Origin of the sequence: Streptomyces barringtoniae, assembly GCF_020819595.1 — a bacterium.
Classification (GTDB): domain Bacteria; phylum Actinomycetota; class Actinomycetes; order Streptomycetales; family Streptomycetaceae; genus Streptomyces; species Streptomyces barringtoniae.
The window spans coordinates 1-15,416 of sequence record NZ_JAJHNP010000021.1 but is presented as its reverse complement, the minus strand read 5'-3'; the positions used below and the strand labels follow the sequence as shown (position 1 = coordinate 15,416).

The following is a 15,416-nucleotide window of genomic DNA, read 5'->3' as shown; positions in this document are numbered from 1 at the left end:
CCTCACGCGAAGGTGCCCAGCAGCCGCCCGTACACCCCGAACACCCCGAGGACCAGCGGGAACAGAGCGACCACACCAGCCGACTCCAGGACGTCACCGGCCTTGCGCAGCCGAACCCGGACATGCTCGGCGGGCTGCACGGCCAGCACACCCAGCGACACCACGACCAGCACGCCGAGAACGGCGAGCGGTGCCGGCGCTCCCGAGTGCTCCCGCCACAACCAGGCCAGCCGCAGCGCCACCACCATGGACGCCGCGAGCAGTACGACCACTTCCGCCACCAGCGGGTAGGCACGCGCCCGCAGCGCGAGGACGAAGGCCACGGCGACAGCCAGCAACACCGTCCACACCGTCACCGTACGCACCGCCAGTACGCCGGCGACCGCACCGCAGACCGCGGTGACGACCGTCGCCAGCGCCAGCCCCCGATGCGTAGCGGCCAACGCGGTGGCCACTTGGTAGCGACCGACCGACGAGCCCGCGGAGCGTCGGTCGTCCAGCCCGGACAGACCCGACGCCGCCAGCGCCAACCGCGGCAGCACACCTAGCGCGACGACGGACACCACGGCGAGCAGCGCCCCGGCACGTGCCGAACCGGCCGTGTCGGCTCCGCCGGACTGGAACGCAAGCGCCACCTCCCAGCACGCGCCCGCTCCGGCGAGTGCCCCTGCCCCGACCAGCGCACCCCGCCCGAACGGCGAGAACCACCCGAGGAGCACCAGCGCCACCACCAGGACCGAGAGCACCGCCGCCGGCCGCACAGCTCCCGGCCAGCCCTGGGCTACGGCAAGCGCCGACGCGCCCTGCACACCCACAGCGGCACTCACCACGACCAGAGCGGCGGCGAGCCCCTTGTGTCCGGCCCGCCCCAGCAGCGCACCGGCCACCGCGGCCATCGCTGCGATCACCAGGAGCGACCATCCCGCAGTCTCGGCCTCGAACCCCTGACGCGCCATGAAGCCGACGGCCGACGCCCAGACCACACCCGCGGCGGCGGCCGTGATCCGCCGCGCCCGCGCGTCCCACCGCCAGGCCCGCACATCCAGATCGCCGGCAGCCTCGTCACTCACGTCATGGACCACCGGAGCGGACGGCGCGTCCTCGACCCGGACCAGCCGGAGTACGGCACCGTCGGGCACTCCCGCCGACTCCAGCGTGGCATCCGGCTCCAGAGCACTTCCGTCGGCCGTCACCAGGTGCCGGTCCTGCGGACGTTCGGCCACCCGGTCGTCGAGCAGCCGCATCACCTCGGGCAACAGCAGCCCGACCGGCTCCCGGGCCGGCAGCACCAGATCCACCCGACGCCGCTCACCGACCAACGTGACTCGACTCAGTGACGTACGGCTCACAGTCCCCCGGGATATCACGCGTTCGAACCTATCATCGGGCCGAATTCGCAGGCTGCGGTGGAACGGTGCGCTGACCGGAGGGCGTGGACACAGGCGCAGAAGTCCCGTACGGAGCCTTCCCGATCACGCGGTGCGCGACGAAGGACCACCCCACACACCCCGCACACACCACGGCGGCGATCACCACCCCCGCGAACGCCTTCCCGAGCCGCTCGTCCATGGTCCGCCGCTGCCGCTGCGCCCCGAACAACACGGCATCACGCAACCGCCGACGCCGCACCGCCACGGACTCAAGAAGCTGACTGTCGTAATCCTGGGCTGCCATCACTCAAATCCGGTTCGCTGGACACGCGGGTGCTCGTCGAACATCTTCTCGCCGTGCGGATTCCGGACGCAACGAGGCAGGGGATGGGCAGCGGTCAGCAGCGCAGGCCGACGACGCCCCAGCCACGGCGCTCTGCCTCCGTGACCACCTCGCCCCAGTCGGTGGGAAGGTCGGCAAACGACTCGAACGTACCGATCCGTCCGCCGGGCTCCCCGGCGTGCTGAATGAATGGCTCGCGCAAGATCTCCAGGTGAGTTTTCACCTGCCGCCACCACCCAGCGAGCAGGGGTACCTGATCGGGCGGACACCACAGCAAGAGGTCTGCGTCCCAGGTGCACGGCCGGTCTGGGAGCCCCGAACCGGCGCCGGTGGCGTCCTCCAGTCCATGCCAGAACAACGTGTCGACGAACCGGTCCACCACCTCACGCACCTTCGGCTCGACGAACTCGCGCATGTACTCACACCGAAAGCCGGCCCAGGCGTGCGGCTTGTACGAGCCGTGCGTGTTCCGAAAGGCATACCGGCCGAACCAGTCCTCACCCGGCTGCGTGGACCACGACCAGCCATGCCTCGAAGAGATCGTCGCTGTACGCCTCGCCGAACGCGGCATCGGTCAGCAGGTCTTCCCGATCGCCGGGTGGTGCTGCCTCCACGCGCGGCCAGTCCACGATCAGTAGCTCTATCGCCACCCCCATCACACCAGCGTACGGTGCAGACACGGATCTACGACGGCCAGACAACCGCGCCGTCACGCACTACCAACGGTGCCGGCTGGGGCTCTTCGTAGAACCGGATCCATCCCAGATGGACATCGCCGTCGCAGCCTCGGTGCCGCTCGCTGGCCTTTGCCGCGAGCCAGCTGAGGAGTTCACCAGTGCGCTCGAAATCGTCCGGATGGATCTCCTGCCGGCTGGTCAGCGCCCAGCCCTCCTGCCCCGCGTCCTGCAGACGCAGCAGCACGGAGACAAGTGCGCCCCCAACCTTGTAGCCACCACCCTGCTGGCCGAGAAGGGGCTCAGGATGATCCTCGAGGACGCACTCTCCGTCTTCGTCCTCCACCACGACCGGAAATTCAGTGGCGATACGGAATGTGTCCGGCTGGGGGCCCACTCCCAGATGCCATCGCAGCTCCGCGAGTTCGCCCGCCGACAACTCGTCACGCAGGTCCAACGCGAGCATCAGCTCGAACATGTCAGCCATGGTCGCGCAGGCTACAGATGCATGGCCTGCACGGGCGAGCGGCGCCGACGGGAGCGGAGAGGGACACCGCCAACCGCCGGTCAGCCGATGTTGTCGACCGCTGCCTTCGCCTTGGCGAGGGTGGCTTGAGCGGTGCCGTCGTTCTGCTCCAGCGTGTTGCGGACCAGACGGATGATCTCGCGCACCTCGGCAGCGGCCTTGTGCCAGCGGACCTCCTTGCCGTGGTACTCGTCCGAGACACCATCGGCCCGGAAGTCGGCCATCGCAGCCTTGACCGCCCGGTCGCGGTCGGTCAGCACGCGCTCCAACTGGCCGATGATTCCGGACAGGCTGGTCTGCACGTCGGCGGAGGCGCCGGTGTCGTACGAGCGGCGGTCCTGATTCTGAGGCATGATCGAGTCCCCCTTGAAAACGGTGACGATAGCGGTGAGTTCCTCTTCGACGGCGGTTACCGCGCGCCGAAACGGGCGGCGTCGAAGTTGGCAGCGCCCATGTTCTGGTGCGCGTTGTCACCCAACTCCACGTCACCACTGCCGAACGCCGTGTCCATACCGGACTGACCGCCGAGGATCGCGCCCAGCGAGCTGTTCAGGTCCGCCGTGATCTCGTCGGCATGCACCTTGAACGTGTCGAACGCTGCCTTGCCGGCACCGTTGAACTTCCCCTCCAACGGTTCGGCCGCCTGGATCAGCAACCTGATCAGCGTTCCCAGGTCGTCGCTTGAGCCGACGGTGCTCTTCCCGAGCTGCGACAGGGTCGTCGACCCCATGTCGAACTTCATCCACCCACCCCGTAAGCGTGTTGTGTGCCGGGACTACTCAATCGCCGCTGCTTCACCTCGCGACGCCAGAGCCCACAGTGCGTCGAACATCCTCTCGCATCCCAAGTTGCAGGCGCAACGCGAAAGGGACCGAAGTGGCGTGATCTGGTGCATGCGATAGGGCGAGGCTGAGGGCCATCCGGGACGAGCTCGTGTCGCCGAATCGGTCGATGCAATCGTGAGACCACCCTCGACGTTGCCACTGATAAAGGTGCCCGAGCCGTGGTTGCGCTGGTTGGTCACGGAGGTCTGCCTGTCTGTTCCGATCAGGGCACGCAGCTCCGCATAGGTCGCAGGGTCCGCCCGTACCAGTTGTTCCAGGGCGGGAGCCCACTCGGCTGCGGCCCTGCGCGCCGCCTCACCGCGGTCCGGCACGGAACGCTGCACTACCATCGCTCGGTGCTGGTCGAGGCGCTCCAAGAGGACCGTGGCATCCGATCGGCTATCCCTGCTCAACAGACGCCGGATGATGTCCCGAGCCCTCGCGTAGGCATCCTGTGACACCTCGCACAGGCAATCGCCTCATTGACCTGGCGCTTTGCAACAAGGTCGTCCGTGTTGACATGCCATTGCCAGCAGATACCCGACACCCGCCCCACCCCTAGTCCGCCTGCGCCGCAGCCAGGGCGCAAGCGATAATCCTCCTGTGAGCATGGGGCCTGCGCCGGGACCAGCCCACACGCGACTGGTTTCTGCCTGCTGCGGCCGCCGGCCACAAGGATGGACCGCTCGCCGAACTGGGCAGCAGCCCAACTTGTCATCGCGGCTTCTCTCTCACATATAGCCGGGCTCGGCAGCGATCAGTTCGGCGAGGCTGAGGAGATCGGGGTACGCGCCGACCAAAAGTCGGAGTGAACGTAGGGGAGTCCCTTGGATTCAGGAGAGTTAGGATCAAGGGGTTTCCTGGGCGCCTCGGTGACCTTCGACTCGTCAACACACGGGGAGGTCACGTGGAAACCGGCCTGGCCCTTGTACCCGAACTCCAGGCTGACCTCGAAGCCGTCTGGCGCGCTCGCGAAGATCGCCGGCATGTCGGCACTGCTTCGCACCGACGTGATCTTGTAACCCTGCTTCTTCCAGTAGCGCTCGACGACACCGAGAAAGCTGCCACGCCGTTCGTCCGAGATGATCGTCATCACATAACGTCGACGGCTCACCGACCCGGTGCCAGTGCCGTCGTTCTTGAAGTCGGTGCAGTTGGAGTCGCTCGACGGCCCTCGCATGACCTCGACCGATGGGTTGATCGCCTTGAGGGTCGCATCGATGATCCCCTCTGCGTGATCTGCCGCCTCCTGCATGTCCATGCTCGTCTCCTTCGACGCATCCGCTTTCCCTCCCTCACTTCCGCTGCCGCCGATGAAGCCACAACCGGAAACGATGAGGGTCGACGCCATGAGGGCCACAGCACGAGTTTTCATCGGTGTTTGTCCCAGGTGACGAGGTCAGGACGGTCCGCGACGATGGCCGCGATGTTGGCAGCGGACACAGGGTCCTTGTCCCTGGCCGGGTTGAAGTAGTTGGAATGTGCCGGAGTCAGACCCTGACCGTCGACCACCGGCATCGGGCCGTCCAACACCTTAAAGCGTCTGGCGCCGAACGCCTCGCTGGCCGGGTCCTTGCCGAACCAGAGGTCATCATCGCCCTGGTCCGCGAGGTCCCCGAGGAGGTACGCACCGGCCGGACCGCCGCCGAAGAAGCCGACGGTGCCGGCCACGGCCTCCTTCTTCGACGGCAGGTGGCTGACGGGGTCGTTCTCGGCCGCGCCCACGAACACATGGTCCTTTCCGACCCCGAGATCTGCCGCGTGGTTAACGCCGGTTCCAGGGCTCCCGACAAGGATGATGTCATCGGCTCCGGGGATTCCCCCTGGCTCCTGCGTCGCCGCGCCCACGAGGCGAGAACCGTAGGAGTGCCCGATCGCGACCAGGTGCAGGTCCTTGTGATCGTTCGTAGCGGCGAGTCCACCCATGAACGAGTTGTACGCCGGTGCGCCCTTCTCCGCGTCATGTGCGGACATGACATCCGTGTCGGACACCAAGGTGGCGGGGTCAAGGGGAGCGTCGAGCTGCGGTGGGTCGTAGCCCAGCCACACGATGGATGCGCTGGACGGATCGATGTTCCGGGCGTCGACCGCAGTGTCATAGGCGCGCTTCACATCGCCCCCCGCGAAGCCGGTGTCCAGGGCGGTACCGAGACCGGGAACATACGCCGACACGTTCTTCGACTTGTCGGGGTTCCCGAACGCGACGATGGCACGACCAAGTCCCTCGTCGCCAACCCCCAGCAGGTACATGGGGGGCACTTTGGGATCAACCAGTTGCTTGGCGGCGTTGTCCTGCAGCTGCTGCTGGATGCTCTTGAGAGCGTCCAGCTGAGTCTTGGCCCTTTCGCCGTCCTCACCGGAGAGCTTGCCGATCAGAATATCCAGGTTCTCACGGTTGACCTCGTCCCGGACATCGGACGGAATGCCGTCCAGGTTGCCGATGATCTCCGGAAAAGCCCGCTTGTACTCGTCGCGCTGCTCATCGCTGAGGCTGTCCCACCACTTCTTGCAGTCGGCAGGCGACTTGTCCAGCGGAATGTGATCCTTGATGTACTCGCTCGCGGCTGAACTCACCGCGTCGGCATCGGCGGCCACGTCCGTCCACGTCTTGGTGTCGACCGTCAACCCAGGGGCCGCCTTGAGCTTCTCCAACGCCTTGCTGTAGCGGTCGTCGATCTCCGTGGCTTCCTGCACAGCGTGGGCGATGCGGTCGGCGATATCCTGGGCCTTCGCACGGTTCGGGTTGGGGCTGCGCAGGCCGGTCATGTCGGGGCCGGGTCCGCGGCTGTAGATACCGTTGAACCCGGTGACTGTTCCCCCGGCGATCTTCTCTCCGGTCAGTTCGTTCTCGCCCCCGGCGGGGTATGCGACGCTGCCGTTTGCGTTGACGGTGTACGACAGCGCCTTCGCGTCATCAAGTGCCTCGAGCAGGCGGCGACGTGGGGCGGCGACCTCTGACGAAAAACCGTTGAGTGCTCCGCTGATCAGACCGCATTCGACCTGGGTGTAGTGGAAGTTCCGTGAGAGCTTGGCCAGTTGCTTCTGCGCCGCGTCCGCCGCCTCGCCCTCGTTGGCCTTCTGCATGACCTTGGTGATCTGCTTGTCGATGCGGCCCTTGGCCGCGTCGGCCATGTCACTGATCGCGCGGTATCCGTCCGCTGCGTCCGCGTACTCAGAGGGGGTGATGGCCTGGAGCATCTTGAGGTCCATGCGTCCGGATCACCGGCCCTTGCCCGTGCCGCCGGCGGCGGACGTGTCCTCGGAGCGGACCTTCAGCCCAGCGATCTCGGTCTTGATGGTCTCATCGGTCTTGAGCTGGTCATTCCCCACTTTGTCCAGCACGCAGGCGAGCCCGTTGCACAGCTCGCTGATGTCCTTCACGCGGCGTTCCCAGGAGTCGTACACGCTCTTTTGGGCTGCCGCGGTTGAACAGCCGGAGCCCTTGCCGAGCCCTGTCGTGCCGTGCTCCAGCTTCGTCAGCGCCTTGCTGGCGTTGTCCCGCAGGTCCCCCACGCCCTGGCCAGCCGTAGACCACGCCTTCTTGTCGGACCGGAGCCTGCCGGAAGCGCCGCTACCGCTCGAAGTCGTGCCGTTCTGGTCGCCGGGCAGTTGGTTGAGCTGCATCCGTGTGGAGTGCCGTTCGGCCGCAGCCGTCTTGAGCTGCTCCCACTCGTCCCACGCCATGCGTGGCCCTCCCCGTGTCTCGCCGTACGCCCGCCGAGATCCTGTGAACGCGCGACCGCAACGCTGCGGTGGTCGAGAAGCACAGTAGTAACGCTGCGTCGAGCGACCCATCCGTATCGGCCACCAGCCCGTCTGAGTACGCGTACTCAGACGGCACCCGGTCATCGATCGGACGCGGGCAAGCTGTTGGGCGGAAGGCGAGGGTGTTTACGGCGGGGCTGCGGATCCTGGGGCTCCGTAGAGCGGGCGACTGGCCGGGTCTTGGAACGGGCGTTGGAAGTGGTGCTGTGGTCGTCGGACGCCTGCGGGCGACGGCGGCAATCGCTGATCGCGGCTCCGAGGAGTACGACGGCTCCGACGCCCAAGTGGCGAGTGCGCCAGCCTCGACTTCTTGCCCTTCTTCGACACCCGCAGTGGGGCCCACCGCATCACGAGAGCCAGCAAGACGGTGCGCCCCCCGACGGCTGCGCCAATGCAGGACATGGTCCAGAACCCACCGAGCCATGGGTTCGCCCAGTCGACGCAGGAGGCGGGCCCCGCTCCCTCCGTTCCCTGGTACGGCGGGCGCCTTCACGGTGAGCGCACAGCACCACCAGATGATAATCGCGACCATAGGCGCAAAGGACTCTATGCATTGAGATTTGGCTGAATACCACTTCTTCGGCCGGGGCGAGCGATAGCCACCCGAGACCACGACTCGGCGCCACAGCCCACGTAGGCAGCAGCGGGCCTCCTCGGATCCGGCTCGAAGCGATCAAGCCATTCCATGACTTCCGCATTCGCGCCCTCCTCCTGCCTTCGCACTCGCCGGACTGCGAGATGCGCCCGAATCGTGCACTCCTCGTCGCCGCCCTGCCGCCACGCCCACGCCCACGCCCGGGGGTTTCGGTGGCGCCTGACGTGCTGCCGGGGTCTGGAGGGCAGTGCAGGGGAACACAGTCCGGTGAGCCGGGGATTGAGTTCGTGTTCGCCGTCGCGTCGAAGGGTTCACCCATGCCGGCGCCGGCCTCGTCCAGGGCGTCGATGTCGAGATCGGCGGGGTGACCTTCGTCGGTACCGGCCATGTCTTCCTGGTCTACCGGTCTACCGGTCTACCGGTCCTCCGGTCTCCCGGTCCTCCGGTCTTCCCGGTCTCCCGGTCTTCCCGGCGTGCCCGGCGTGCCCGAGCCCCGTCGGAGCCCCGTCGGAGCGCCGCCGGAGCGCCGAGCCAGGCAGCGGGTGTGACTGGGATGTGTTCAGGCCGGGCCAAGGCGGGCTGGCCGGATGCCGCCGCCCTCGTTCGGCCGGCGCTGTCACCGCAGGCATCTTCATGCCAGAGTCACCGTGCCGACGCACAGACAGCGATCACCCAAAAGCAAGGAGTGGCGCATGCAGGGCGGGGGATCCCAGTGGCGACTCGCAGTGCCCACGGGGGGTGACACACTCCGGCAGGAGCGTCTCACGAGGGACCTGTACGACACGCTGCGGACGGCAGACGGTCTGGCTGTCGGCTTCAGTGACGAAGAGGAACCCGCTGAGCCTGGTCACAAGGGCGTGGGCGCGGGCGAGGTGGCCCTCTGGGCGGCCACGACCACCGCCGTTGCCCGCCCGGCGTCTAAAGTCCTGATCACGCTGATCAAGGAGTGGTGCGCCAAAGAACGGCATCGCAAGGTCGAGGTCACCTACGGGGGCCGCTCCCTGAGGATCACAGGGCGCCCGGACGCCGCGCAGGAGCGGATGGTCCAGGAATTCCTGGACCGGGCCGACAGCGGCGACAGTGCCGTACCGGAGGATGGCGAAGCGTGACCCGCCTGCACAAACGCCGTGCCCTGCTGATCGGCAACGAGCACTACGACGACGGCCACTTCGCACCGCTGCCCTCCACCCGGGCGGACGTCTGGGGGCTCAACCAGGTGCTGCGGCACCGCAACATCGGCTCCTTCGTCTCCGTCCGGACCATGTCCGATCTGACGGCCGACGACATGCGGCTGGCCATCGGCGAGTTCCTGACGGAATGCGACGAGGACGAACTGGCGCTGCTGTACGTCTCCGGGCACGGGGTGCGACGAGTCCGGGACGGCGGCGAGTTCCATTTCGTCGCCAGGGACACCGACTTCGACAGGGTGGCCGAGACCAGTGTGAGCGCCGGCTTCGTCAATGAGCTGCTGGAACAGTGCTGCGCCCCGCAGAAGGTCGTGATGATCGACTGTTGCCGCAGCGGCGGCTTCGCTGTAGGCCTGCGCACCTCGGACCGGCAGCCGGGCGGTTCCGTGGCGAAGTCCGGCGAGCAGGCCCTGCTGACCAGCAGAGGCGTGTACGTCCTGTCGTCGTCACGAGCCGGCGAGGACTCGTACGCGGATGCGGGCGGGGGCGTCGACGTGAGTCCGTCGGCGTTCACGGCCGAGGTGATCGAGGCGCTGCGCACGGGCAAGGTCAGCAAGGACGGCAGCAGTGAAATATCGGTCGACGACCTGTTCCACTACGTCAACCGGCGCATGCGCGCCCAGGGTGGCCGCCAGGTACCGGTGCACTCCGCGCACGGCGTCGACGACCGCATCGTCATCGCGGCCTGCCCGCTCGGCAGGGCCCCGATCCTGGAGCCGCTGAGTCACCGACCGCGCCTGGTCGCCGAGGAGCCGCCGCAACTCCAGGCCGCCAAGTCCGCGCACTCCCAGCCGACTTGGCCCGATCTCTTCGAGTACTACAAAGAGTGCGTGCTGGCCGACGACACCGAGACGCCGCTGCTGGAAGTAGGCGATCACAACACGTCCTACGTCTGCCTGAACGGAACGGAACGCTTCCTGTCGGGCGATGTCGACACCGACGGTTGTGTCGCGGTTCCCGCGGAGGCGGCCACACTCGTCGAATCCGCGGCGGAGCAGGACGCCGAGCTCTGGGCCGGCTACCCCGCCGTGGTCCTGACGGGACCGCGCGCCGGGCGCTCCTGGCGGCATCCCAGGTTCGCTCCTCTGCTGATACGCCGCGTCGAGATCGTCCAAGGGCAGGGCGAGGTGCGGCTGAAACCCTACGGCCCTGTCCAGCCGCATCCTCGGTTGGCCCTCGACTGGCTCGGCGAGGAGGAGGCCGCCCAGCTCGCCGACACGTTTCAGCCCTCCTGGCACCGCGGCCAGCACGACCGTATGGCAGTGGAGGCAGGCAACCTCCTGGCGCAGGACTTCGAGCTGCCCTGCGTGCAGGAACTCCGCCCCGACCAGCTCGCGGACCGCATCGACATCCACACTCCGGGTCACGGCGCCCGCAACACCGCGGTCCTCTTCACGGCCCTGCCCGAAACCGGCTTCACAAAGCGACTGCTCGACGACTTCGCGGACATCGGGAAGAACACCCACAAGATCGAGGACACCGCTCTCGCCGCCCTCGCGCCAGACGCCTCGCAGCGCACGCGTGCACACGCCCTGAGGGACCCCGAGCCGACGCATCTGGTGACACCGCTGCCGTGCAACGAGGCCCAGGCGGCAGTGATCAGGTCCGCCATGACCCGCCGGCTGACCGTGGCCACGGGCCCACCCGGCACGGGCAAGAGCCAGCTGGTGGCCAACCTCGTCGCCACCGCCGTCACCAGCGGCCAGACCGTCCTGGTGGCGTCCACGAACAACGAGGCCGTGGACGAGGTCTGGCGCCGCTGCGAGAAGCTGGTGCCCGGCAGCGTCGTACGTACGGGCTCGGCCCGCAAGAACGCAAAGAGCTACGCGGAAGAAGAGGCCGCGACCCTGCACGAGCTGCACACGGTCGCGGAGCCCTCTGCCAACGTGGCCACCGCGACCATGGACGTCGAGGTGGCGGCCGACCGTCTCGCACGTGTCCGGCACGGCCTCGCGCACATCGCGACGACGGAGCGGCATCTGCACCGGGCCGGCGAAGCACGCGAGGAGCATGCCGGGCAGCTCAGCACCTCCGTCACCGAACTCCTCGATCTGCTCGGCGGCTTGGCGCGGCCGAAGGAGACGGAGGAGAAGGCCGGCCGCCTGGCCCGCGCATGGTTTCTCGGACCGTGGCGCCGCACCCGCTTCCTGCGCAGGCACGGCTTGGGCGCATACGACGGCGACCGCGTCGAAGGCTGCCTCGCGCTCGCCGGCTTCGCCGCCGCCGAGGCGGACTGGCGCGGCCTCCACGGGCAGGTGGCCTCCGCGGACGACTCAGCGCTGGCACAGGCCCTGCACGATGCCGAGGTCGCGGTACAGGCCGCATCACGCACCCTTCTCGCCGGCACGGTGCAGGCCAATGCCCGGACCGGGCGCCGCCGCATCCTCGACCTGCTGCGCGCCCGGGACAGCAGTCGCAGCGACTGGCCGAATGTGCGGGAAGTCCTGGGTCGTGCACATGGGAAAAGGGACAAACCTGCGGTGGCGGGCTGGGCCGTGACCAGCCTCTCCGCCCGACGCTTCCCGCTCGGCCCGGCCGTGTTCGACCTCGTCGTCATCGACGAGGCCAGCCAGTGCGCCATCCCGCACGTCCTGCCGCTGCTCTTCCGCGCCCGGCGCGCCTTGGTCATCGGCGACGCCATGCAGCTCGCGCACATCGCGGAGACCAGCCCGGAACGCGAGGCCCTCATCCGGGGCAGGATCGGGCTGCGGCCGGAATGGCTGGAGAAGCATCGCCTTGCCTACCGGCGTCATTCCGCCTTCCACGCCGCGGAGAGGTCCTTCGGCGGCACCCGGCTCCTCGACGAGCACTTCCGCTGCCACCCGCACATCGCCGCGATCTCCAACGGCCTTTTCTACGATGGCGACCTGACCGTCCTCACCGACACCCGCGGCCGGCCGGCCCTGCCGCGTCCCGCGGTCATCTGGACGCACGTGCCCGGACGGGCCGCTCGCCCCCCGTACGGCGGTTCCTGGGTCAACGAGGACGAGATGGAAAAGGTGGACGCCAGCGTCCGGTATCTGCTGGAGCAGCTGCCGCCGGAGGCCACCATCGGCGTCGTCACCCCCTTCAGGGCGCAGGCCGACGCACTGCGCAACCGGTTGAGCCGGTACGGCGAGGAGCGCCTGCGTGTCGGCACGGTGCACACCTTCCAGGGCGGTGAACGCGACGTCATGGTGTTCTCCCTCGTCGCCGGTGAGGGCATGCACCCCGGTGCGGTCGAATGGGTGGCCGGCCAGCTGAACCTCTGGAACGTCGCCATCACGCGGGCACGCAGCCACCTCGTCGTGGTGGGGGACAAGGACCTCTGGCGGAAGCGCAGAGGCATGGCCGCCGCGCTGCTGGACGCCGCGGACCACGATGGCGCACATCCTCGTGACGAGGACGGGGATCCCCTGCTCAAGCGCCTCTACCAGGCACTCTCCCGGCAGTCAGGAGCCACGGTCACGTTGGGCGAGAGCGTGTACGAGCATCCCGCCGATGCCCTGGTGCGAGGTGTCGAAGGCACCGCGCCCAGGGCCGTACTGCTCGATCGGGGCCCCCAGGACGGCGTCGACGCGGCGCGTCACCTGCGGCTGATGCTGCACCGCCGGAACCTGCTGGGCAGTGGGAAAGAGGGCGAAGAAGCCACCCGCTGGCCTGCGTGGAGGCTCTACGACACCGACGGAGGCTGACAAGGGAGGCTGCCGGTGGCCGGATCAGGTGGTCTCAGCGTTGGGTTATGCCGAGCAACGGAAGAACGGCGTCCAGGTGCGGGACGTTCAGGGTGGCCGGTGCTGCCGAGCGGACCGTGGGTTTGGCGTTGAAGGCCACGCCCAGGCCGGCCGCGGTGAGCATGTCGAGGTCATTGGCGCCGTCGCCGATCGCCACGGTGCGGGACAGCGGGACGCAGGCCTCGTGCGCGTAGCGCCGCAGCAGACGTGCCTTGGCCGCACGGTCGACGATGTCGCCGACCAGCCGCCCGGTGAAGCGGCCGTCCGCCACCTCAAGGGTGTTGGCGGCGGCGAAGTCGAGGTCCAGGAGTTCCGCGAGGTGGTCGGTCACCTGGGTGAAGCCGCCGGACACCACACCGACCCGGTGGCCGAGTCGCCGCAGGCTGCGCACCAGGGTCCGGGCGCCGGGCGTCAGCCGTATCTCGGAGCACACCTGGTCCACCACCGAGGCGTCGAGGCCGGCGAGGAGGGCCACTCGCGCGCGCAGTGACCGGGCGAAGTCGAGTTCTCCGCGCATGGCCGCCTCGGTCACCTCCGCGACCTGCGGGCCGCATCCCGCATGGCGGGCGAAGAGGTCGACGACCTCGTCCTGGATGAGTGTCGAGTCCACGTCCAGCACGACGAGGCGGCGGTCGTCGGGGGAGCAAGGACCGGCTGCGTGCGTCGTGTGCTCCACGCGCTCTACGGCCAGGCCCGCGCCCTCCTGACCGGCGAAGGGGGCCAGTGCGGCGCGCAGCGTGCCCGTGTCCGTGCCGGACACGACGAACTCGACCGCGGACACGGGTGCGGTGGCGGGCCCGGTCAGCGGGGTGATGCCATCGAGACGACCGCCGGCGCCGGTGATCTGGCGGCAGATCGCGGCTGTGGTGCTCGCGCTGAGCCGCTGGGCCACGACGGTGGCGCGGCACCGTGGCGTGCGCGGCGTCGGCGGGCCCGGCGGGATCCCGTGGCCGGAGGACACCTCGGCATACAGTTCGCGGGCCGTCGCCCAGTCCCGCACGGCCGTGCGCAGGAGTCCCTCGGCGTCCGTCCGTACGGTCAGGACGCGTGCGGTCAGGGCGACGTGCTCGCGGGTACGCACCTTCTCGAGGTTCATGACGGTGGTGCCGAACGCGGCCAGTCTGCTGAACAGGCTTGCGGTCATGTCGGGTTGGTCCCGGCCGAAGACACTGACGAGCAGGGTGGACCCGGTCTGGGTGCCGCCGTTCGGCGACATGGGCTCGGTGATGAGGTCTGACACGGGCTTGTCGTCCTCGCGATCGAGGTCAGGCCGCCGCGGCCGGCCGCGCGGCGAGACGGCGGGCGGGGTGACGGGAGGCCGGGTGGCGGTGGTGGTGGTCGGCGAAGGCGCGGGCGGCCACGTCGACGAAGCGCCGCGCGAGCGGGTCGGCACCCTGCACCGGGTGGACGAGTGACAAGGGCACCGTCGGCGCGCCGTAGAGCGGGATGAACCGTACGGCGGGGTGCAGCCGACGACGCAGTACCAGCTCGGGGGCCACGCCGATGCCCCGGCCCGCCGCGACGAGTTCGAGCCACTCGTCGAAGTTGCTGCAGGAGACCGTCACCGACGGACGGTTGTCCTCCGGCCAGTCCTCCGTGGTGGTGATGCCGCTCACCGTGTTCATCACCAGGGGCTGAGCGGTGAGTTCGGCCCAGGCCAGCCGCTTCCGCCGGGCCAGGAGCGAGCTGATCGGCACCGCCGCGACCTGGCCCTCCTCCCCGAGCCGCACCACCCGCATGCCCTGCGTTCCGGGGTCGCCGCGCAGCAGCGCCACGTCGACGACACCACGGCCGACCCCGGCCAGCCGCTCGTCGTTGCGCACCAGCGAAACGGGAACGCCGGTCTCCGACTCGAACCGCGCCATGGCCTCCTGCACCCAGCCGTCGGGCAGCAGCCAGGTGAACCCCAGCCGCAGCACCGCGTCGCCGGTGTGGCGGGACAGCGCGAGCTCCAGACGAGGGATGAGTTCGTGCAGCTCGGCGCGGAGTTTCTGACCGGCGGGGCTGAGCCGTACCATCCTGGTCGTGCGGTCCAACAGGCGGACGTTCATGGCCTGTTCGAGGCGGACGACGCTCCGCGTGAGACTGGGTTGAGTGGTCCCGAGCGTCGCGGCCGCCTGGGTGAAGCTGAGCGATTCGGAGACCGCGAGGAAGGCTCGCAGATGGCGGATCCCCACATCCGTCCAGGCCAACGTCAACTCCTTGTCCTTGTGGGTGCGATGAGTTCCGTGATGGCGCAGATGACCCAAGGAGACTAGGAGCCGGACAGGGACGCGGGACGGCTTCCACTTCCAAAGATTCCCGCCGTACTTCCCTGTGGGCGTGCGAGGTGTCCTCGGCGGTACGTCCTTCGGGTACGTCCATACGTCTTCGGAAGCAGCGAGTGGGGGCCCGGTGCGGTGGCGCGGATACTCTCCGG

At 68.6% G+C, this 15,416-nt stretch carries 14 protein-coding genes; 2 read left to right on the top strand and 12 right to left on the bottom strand.

All coding sequences use genetic code 11. The annotated features are described in order from the left end of the window. Nucleotides 1–2: 2 nt before the first annotated feature. The 10 genes from eccD to LMU33_RS31220 form a co-directional block, all read right to left on the bottom strand. On the bottom strand, nt 3–1,367 hold the full coding sequence (gene eccD / locus LMU33_RS31265; protein ID WP_228624146.1) for a type VII secretion integral membrane protein EccD: 1,365 nt from the start codon (nt 1,365–1,367) through the stop codon (nt 3–5). 13 nt (nt 1,368–1,380) lie between these two features. Further along, a complete protein-coding gene (locus tag LMU33_RS31260; protein WP_228624145.1) occupies nt 1,381–1,674 on the bottom strand; it encodes a hypothetical protein in 294 nt (97 codons plus the stop codon). A 94-nt stretch (nt 1,675–1,768) separates the two neighbouring features. After that, complete coding sequence (locus LMU33_RS31255) at nt 1,769–2,128, bottom strand: hypothetical protein (RefSeq protein ID WP_228624144.1); 360 nt, start codon at nt 2,126–2,128, stop codon at nt 1,769–1,771. Nucleotides 2,129–2,210: 82 nt separating this feature from the next. Next, nucleotides 2,211–2,369, bottom strand: coding sequence for a hypothetical protein (locus tag LMU33_RS31250; RefSeq protein ID WP_228624143.1), 159 nt, complete (start codon nt 2,367–2,369; stop codon nt 2,211–2,213). A gap of 28 nt (nt 2,370–2,397) precedes the next feature. After that, nucleotides 2,398–2,874, bottom strand: coding sequence for a hypothetical protein (locus LMU33_RS31245; protein ID WP_228624142.1), 477 nt, complete (start codon nt 2,872–2,874; stop codon nt 2,398–2,400). Between the two features lie 80 nt (nt 2,875–2,954). After that, nucleotides 2,955–3,266 (bottom strand): pore-forming ESAT-6 family protein, encoded by a 312-nt coding sequence (locus LMU33_RS31240; protein WP_228624141.1) that lies wholly within the window; start codon nt 3,264–3,266, stop codon nt 2,955–2,957. 56 nt (nt 3,267–3,322) lie between these two features. Then, entirely contained in the window at nt 3,323–3,655 is a 333-nt protein-coding gene (locus tag LMU33_RS31235; RefSeq protein WP_228624140.1) for a hypothetical protein, read from the bottom strand. 839 nt (nt 3,656–4,494) lie between these two features. Then, nucleotides 4,495–5,088 (bottom strand): hypothetical protein, encoded by a 594-nt coding sequence (locus tag LMU33_RS31230; protein ID WP_228624139.1) that lies wholly within the window; start codon nt 5,086–5,088, stop codon nt 4,495–4,497. A 20-nt stretch (nt 5,089–5,108) separates the two neighbouring features. Beyond that, the gene (locus LMU33_RS31225; protein WP_228624138.1) at nt 5,109–6,947 is read right to left on the bottom strand and encodes an alpha/beta hydrolase; all 1,839 of its coding nucleotides are present in this window, start codon (nt 6,945–6,947) and stop codon (nt 5,109–5,111) included. 9 nt (nt 6,948–6,956) lie between these two features. After that, nucleotides 6,957–7,421: a hypothetical protein gene (locus LMU33_RS31220; RefSeq protein ID WP_228624137.1), complete on the bottom strand. Its 465-nt coding sequence runs from the start codon at nt 7,419–7,421 to the stop codon at nt 6,957–6,959. Between the two features lie 1,368 nt (nt 7,422–8,789). Between LMU33_RS31220 and LMU33_RS31215 the strand changes: the two genes are divergently transcribed. Together LMU33_RS31215 and LMU33_RS41510 are read left to right on the top strand one after the other, a co-directional pair. Beyond that, complete coding sequence (locus LMU33_RS31215; RefSeq protein ID WP_228624136.1) at nt 8,790–9,206, top strand: hypothetical protein; 417 nt, start codon at nt 8,790–8,792, stop codon at nt 9,204–9,206. After that, the gene (locus tag LMU33_RS41510; RefSeq protein ID WP_308280825.1) at nt 9,203–12,958 is read left to right on the top strand and encodes a caspase, EACC1-associated type; all 3,756 of its coding nucleotides are present in this window, start codon (nt 9,203–9,205) and stop codon (nt 12,956–12,958) included. Before LMU33_RS31215 ends, LMU33_RS41510 begins: the two co-directional genes overlap by 4 nt. A 34-nt stretch (nt 12,959–12,992) precedes the next feature. Here LMU33_RS41510 and serB read toward each other — a convergent pair whose 3' ends face one another. Both serB and LMU33_RS31195 read right to left on the bottom strand, forming a co-directional pair. Next, on the bottom strand, nt 12,993–14,213 hold the full coding sequence (serB, locus tag LMU33_RS31200) for a phosphoserine phosphatase SerB (RefSeq protein WP_228624268.1): 1,221 nt from the start codon (nt 14,211–14,213) through the stop codon (nt 12,993–12,995). 49 nt (nt 14,214–14,262) lie between these two features. Then, entirely contained in the window at nt 14,263–15,189 is a 927-nt protein-coding gene (locus tag LMU33_RS31195) for a LysR family transcriptional regulator (protein ID WP_228624135.1), read from the bottom strand. Nucleotides 15,190–15,416 lie beyond the last annotated feature (227 nt).

Coding starts and splice junctions, on each gene's coding strand:
- LMU33_RS31260 (WP_228624145.1), bottom strand. CDS start 1,674: ATGGCAGCCCAGGATTACGACAGTCAGCTTCTTGAGTCCGTGGCGGTG.
- LMU33_RS31255 (WP_228624144.1), bottom strand. CDS start 2,128: ATGCGCGAGTTCGTCGAGCCGAAGGTGCGTGAGGTGGTGGACCGGTTC.
- LMU33_RS31250 (WP_228624143.1), bottom strand. CDS start 2,369: ATGGGGGTGGCGATAGAGCTACTGATCGTGGACTGGCCGCGCGTGGAG.
- LMU33_RS31245 (WP_228624142.1), bottom strand. CDS start 2,874: ATGGCTGACATGTTCGAGCTGATGCTCGCGTTGGACCTGCGTGACGAG.
- LMU33_RS31240 (WP_228624141.1), bottom strand. CDS start 3,266: ATGCCTCAGAATCAGGACCGCCGCTCGTACGACACCGGCGCCTCCGCC.
- LMU33_RS31235 (WP_228624140.1), bottom strand. CDS start 3,655: ATGAAGTTCGACATGGGGTCGACGACCCTGTCGCAGCTCGGGAAGAGC.
- LMU33_RS31230 (WP_228624139.1), bottom strand. CDS start 5,088: ATGGCGTCGACCCTCATCGTTTCCGGTTGTGGCTTCATCGGCGGCAGC.
- LMU33_RS31225 (WP_228624138.1), bottom strand. CDS start 6,947: ATGGACCTCAAGATGCTCCAGGCCATCACCCCCTCTGAGTACGCGGAC.
- LMU33_RS31220 (WP_228624137.1), bottom strand. CDS start 7,421: ATGGCGTGGGACGAGTGGGAGCAGCTCAAGACGGCTGCGGCCGAACGG.
- LMU33_RS31215 (WP_228624136.1), top strand. CDS start 8,790: ATGCAGGGCGGGGGATCCCAGTGGCGACTCGCAGTGCCCACGGGGGGT.
- serB (WP_228624268.1), bottom strand. CDS start 14,213: ATGTCGCCGAACGGCGGCACCCAGACCGGGTCCACCCTGCTCGTCAGT.